The sequence below is a fragment of the Mycobacterium sp. genome, from assembly GCF_035603715.1.
Taxonomy (GTDB): domain Bacteria; phylum Actinomycetota; class Actinomycetes; order Mycobacteriales; family Mycobacteriaceae; genus Mycobacterium.
In genome coordinates this window covers 1-4,131 of the sequence record NZ_DATNJW010000631.1, presented here as the reverse complement: position 1 = coordinate 4,131, position 4,131 = coordinate 1, and the positions used below count along the sequence as shown (strand labels likewise).

Annotated in this window: 5 protein-coding genes; 1 reads left to right on the top strand and 4 read right to left on the bottom strand. The window is 66.0% G+C overall.

The window, feature by feature from the left end:
• The 4 genes from VN856_RS25670 to VN856_RS25655 all read right to left on the bottom strand — a co-directional run.
• Positions 1 to 913: NAD(P)(+) transhydrogenase (Re/Si-specific) subunit beta (locus VN856_RS25670; RefSeq protein WP_325694561.1), on the bottom strand; the 913-nt coding region annotated here is incomplete at its 3' end.
• Positions 910 to 1,239 carry an NAD(P) transhydrogenase subunit alpha gene (locus VN856_RS25665; protein ID WP_325694565.1) on the bottom strand — a complete coding sequence of 110 codons (330 nt, stop codon included), beginning with the start codon at positions 1,237 to 1,239 and terminating at the stop codon, positions 910 to 912. The genes VN856_RS25665 and VN856_RS25670, both read right to left, overlap by 4 nt.
• Before the next feature lie 9 nt (positions 1,240 to 1,248).
• A complete protein-coding gene (locus VN856_RS25660) occupies positions 1,249 to 2,346 on the bottom strand; it encodes a Re/Si-specific NAD(P)(+) transhydrogenase subunit alpha (RefSeq protein WP_325694559.1) in 1,098 nt (365 codons plus the stop codon).
• Between the two features lie 60 nt (positions 2,347 to 2,406).
• Positions 2,407 to 2,868, bottom strand: a complete 462-nt coding sequence (locus tag VN856_RS25655; RefSeq protein ID WP_325694557.1) for a nuclear transport factor 2 family protein — start codon at positions 2,866 to 2,868, stop codon at positions 2,407 to 2,409.
• Positions 2,869 to 2,935: 67 nt separating this feature from the next.
• On the opposite strand from VN856_RS25655, the gene VN856_RS25650 reads away from it, so the two are divergent.
• On the top strand, positions 2,936 to 4,131 hold a 1,196-nt coding region (locus VN856_RS25650; RefSeq protein WP_325694563.1), incomplete at its 3' end, for an acyl-CoA dehydrogenase family protein.

Below are 4,131 nucleotides of genomic sequence, written 5' to 3'. Positions count from 1 at the left end.
CCGAAGTCGCCTTCACATGCTTGTCGCCGGTGTCGCCGCTGCCCGGCGCCACACCGCCGCCGCCGAACCCGCCGGCGACGATAGCGGGGATGGAACGGTTCATCGCCTTGGCCATCAAGTTGGTCAGGATCGAACCGGACGCGCCGACAATCATGCCGGCAACGATCATCGCGGTGTTGTTGAGCGCCAGGCCCGCCGCCGCGGCCGACAGCCCGGTCATCGCGTTGAGCAGTGAGATCACCACGGGCATGTCGGCGCCGCCGATCGGCAGCACCACCATCAAGCCCAGGACACCCGCTGCGGCCAGCAGGCCGATCATCCACCACAGCGACACCCCGCCGGTGTCGGGACGTGCGCCCAGACCAATGACGATCGCGGCGGCGATCGCCGCGATCAGCAGCAGCAGGTTGATCGGCTGCTGCAGCTTGCCTAAGCCGATCGGCGATCCGGAGATGATCTCCTGCAGCTTGCCGAACGCGATGATCGAGCCCCAGAACGAGATCGACCCGATGATCGCGGCGAACAATGACGCCACCACGATGTGCACGGTCGGCGACTCACCGTGTTCGAAGGCTGAAAAGCCCTTCGTCTCCATGAATTCGGCGAGCGCGATCAGCGCGACCGTGCCACCGCCGACGCCGTTGAAGAACGCCACCAGCTGCGGCATGGCAGTCATCTTGGTGAAGCGGGCCGGCGGGACGCCCAAGACGACGCCCACCACCAGACCGGCGATGATCCATACCCACTGGTCGGTATGGCGGATCTTGATCAGCGTTGCCGTCACGGCCAGCGCCATGCCGACCGCGGCGATCAGGTTGCCGCGCACCGCGGTCTTGGGTCCGGTCAGGCCCATCAAGCCATAGATGAACAGCGCGAACGAGATGACGTAGAGGCTGATTACCAGGTAGTTCATTTGGCGACCGCGTCTTCCGCTTTCGCCGGCACAGGCTTCTTCTTGCCCTTGAACATGCCGAGCATCCGGTCGGTGACGATGAAGCCGCCGATGACGTTCAGCGTGCCGAACACGACGGCCACGAACAGGATGATCTTCACCGCCAGCGACGGGTGCTCGACCTCGCCGAACACCACCAGCGCGCCGAGCACGACGATGCCGTGGATGGCGTTGGTGCCCGACATCAGCGGCGTGTGCAGCGTGTTGGGCACTTTCGAGATCACCGCGAACCCAACGAATCCCGACAACACCAGGATCGCCAGGTTGGACAGCAGTTCGTCGTACATCCCGTGCATTTAGGAGTCCTTACCTGTCTCGCGGGTGACACATGAATCCGCGATGACTTCGTCGTCGAAGTCCGGGGCCAGCGCGCCGTCGGTGATCAGCAGGTCCAGCAGCGCGGTGATGTTCTTGCTGTAGAGCTCGCTGGCGTGCTCGGGCATGGTCGCCGGCAGGTTCAGCGGTGAGGCGATCGTGACGTCGTGTTTGACGACGACCTGTCCCGGCTCGGTGAGCTCGCAGTTGCCGCCGGTTTCGCCGGCCAGGTCAACGACCACGCTGCCGGGCTTCATCGCCTCGACCGCGGCCGCGGTCACCAGCTTGGGTGCCGGCCGGCCCGGGACCAGGGCCGTGGTGATCACCACGTCGAACCCGCTGATCGCGTCCTCCAGCGCCTTCTGTTGCTGCGCCCGTTCGTCGTCGGTGAGCTCACGGGCATAGCCGCCCTCGCCCGCGGCGTCGATGCCGACGTCCAGCCATTGCGCACCAACCGAGCGCACCTGGTCGGCCACCTCCGGCCGCACGTCATATCCGGTAGTCCGGGCACCCAGCCGTTTCGCCGTCGCCAGGGCCTGCAGCCCGGCCACGCCGACGCCGAGCACCAGCACGGTGGCCGGCTTCACGGTTCCGGCCGCGGTGGTCAGCATCGGGAAGAACCGGGTCGACTCCGAGGCCGCCAGCAGGACCGCCTTGTATCCAGCGACGTTGCCCTGCGACGACAGCGCGTCCATCGCCTGTGCCCGCGATATCCGCGGAATGGCCTCCAGTGCGAACGCCTGCACGCCCGCCGCTTTGAGCGCGCCGATCGCGTTGTCCGCATTGCGGGGCGCCAAGAAACCGATCAGCGTCTGGCCGCTGTGCAGCTTGCCGACCTCTTCGGCGGTCGGCGGTGCGACCTTGACGACGATGTCAGCCGCCCAGGCATCGCCGATGGTGGCCCCGGCCTCGGTGTACAACGCGTCGGGAAGCAACGCTCGCTCGCCCGCACCCGACTGGACTACGACCGCAACCCCACTATTCACCAGCGGCGCGATTGCCTTCGGGACCAGCGCGACCCGTCGCTCGTCATCCCCCGACTCGGCAACCACGCCGACCGTCGTCTGCGTTTCTGTCATGGCGTGCGCATCTACTTCCTGTACTCCCTACCCCGGTAGATCGGCAACAACCCTAACCGGTCACCAAAGTGGAAAGTCCTGGCCGTGCTCCGCTGGGGTCCGTGGTCCGAAGTATCGCCGCTGGGACTCGTCGATCGCGACGTCGTTGATGCTGGCCTCCCGTCGGCCCATCAAGCCGGCCTCGTCGAACTCCCACAATTCATTGCCGTAGCTGCGCCACCACTGGCCGGAAGCGTCTCGGCACTCGTACTGAAACCGAACGGCGATGCGGTTGTCGTGGAAACTCCACAGGCCCTTGCGTAGCGCGTAGTCGAGTTCGCGTTCCCATTTCCTGGTCAGGAACGCCACGATCGCCGCCCGGCCGACGATGTGCTCACTCCGGTTCCGCCATTGCGAGTCGACGGTGTAGCCCAGGCTGACCCGGTCCGGATCGCGACTGTTCCATGCGTCCTCGGCAGCCTGGACCTTCTGGATCGCGGTTTCCAACGTAAACGGTGGCAAGGGCGGGCGAGCGTCAGTCATAACGTTCATCCTGCCCCCGGTGTGGCTTCGCCGCGGGTGGCTTATCGTGACGGTCATGGACTTCGCGATGTCAGCCAAAGCAAGCGACTACCACAAGCGGCTGAGCGAGTTCATGACCGATTACGTCTTCCCCGCCGAAGCCGAGTACGACAAGCACCGCGAGGAAGTCGGCCCGAACGATCACACCGTTCCGCCGATCATCGAGGAACTGAAGGTCAAGGCGAAGGCCGTCGGCTTGTGGAACCTGTTCCTGCCCGCGGAATCCGGGCTGACCAACCTGGAGTACGCGCCGTTGGCCGAGCTGACCGGATGGTGTCTGGAGATCGCGCCCGAGGCGCTCAACTGCGCCGCACCCGACACCGGCAACATGGAGACCCTGCACCTGTTCGCCACCGAAGAGCAGAGCAAGAAGTGGCTCGAGCCGTTGCTGAACGGCGAGATCCGCAGCGGCTTCTCCATGACCGAACCCGCGGTCGCCAGCAGCGATGCCCGCAACATCGAGACCTCGATCGTGCGCGACGGCGCCGACTACGTGATCAACGGCCGTAAGTGGTGGACGTCGGGAGCGGCGGATCCGCGCTGCAAGATCCTGATCGTGATGGGCCGGACTAACCCCGAGGCCGCCAGTCACCAGCAGCAGTCGATGGTCCTGGTGCCGATCGACACACCGGGCGTGACCGTGGTGCGTTCCACCACCGTCTTCGGGTACCAGGACCAGCCTGGGCACTGCGAGATCATCTACGACAACGTCCGGGTGCCGGCCACCAACCTGCTCGGTGAAGAGGGCTCCGGATTCGCGATCGCCCAGGCCCGGCTCGGGCCGGGTCGCATCCACCACTGCATGCGCGCGCTGGGCGGCGCGGAACGTGCGCTGGCGCTGATGGTGAACCGGGCGAACACCAGAATCGCATTCGGCCGGCCGCTGGCCGACCAGGGTCTGGTGCAGCAGGCAATTGCCCAGTCACGCAACGAGATCGACCAGGCCAGGCTGCTCTGCGAGAAGGCCGCGTGGACGATCGACCAGCACGGCAACCGCGCGGCCCATCTGCTGGTCTCTCAGATCAAGGCGGTGGCGCCCCAGATGGCCGGCAATGTCATCGACCGCGCCATCCAGGTGCACGGGGCGGCCGGTGTCAGCGAGGACACGGTACTGGCCCGGATGTACGCCTGGCAGCGTGCGATGCGCATCTTCGACGGACCCGACGAGGTGCACATGCGGTCGATCGCGCGCGCTGAGATCGGCCGGGAGAAAAGCGCTTTCGC